Genomic DNA, 407 nt, shown 5'->3' on the forward strand with positions numbered 1-407 from the left:
TGCGTAAGCAACGAGATAATCATTCAGCATATGCGTTTATCAAACGTCTCATTAAACAATTTGGTAAACCTCAAAAGGTAATTACAGATCAGGCACCTTCAACGAAGGTAGCAATGGCTAAAGTAATTAAAGCTTTTAAACTTAAACCTGACTGTCATTGTACATCGAAATATCTGAATAACCTCATTGAGCAAGATCACCGTCATATTAAAGTAAGAAAGACAAGGTATCAAAGTATCAATACAGCAAAGAATACTTTAAAAGGTATTGAATGTATTTACGCTCTATATAAAAAGAACCGCAGGTCTCTTCAGATCTACGGATTTTCGCCATGCCACGAAATTAGCATCATGCTAGCAAGTTAAGCGAACACTGACATGATAAATTAGTGGTTAGCTATATTTTTT

The 407-nt window shown here is 34.6% G+C and carries 1 pseudogene; it reads left to right on the top strand.

Features of this window, described 5'->3' with window-relative positions:
• Window positions 1-365 (top strand): annotated as a pseudogene (locus HMPREF2578_RS07960) (IS6-like element IS257 family transposase); the annotation flags it as partial.
• Between the last annotated feature and the right edge of the window lie 42 nt (window positions 366-407).

The organism is Staphylococcus sp. HMSC072H03 (genome assembly GCF_001809305.1).
GTDB lineage: Bacteria > Bacillota > Bacilli > Staphylococcales > Staphylococcaceae > Staphylococcus > Staphylococcus hominis.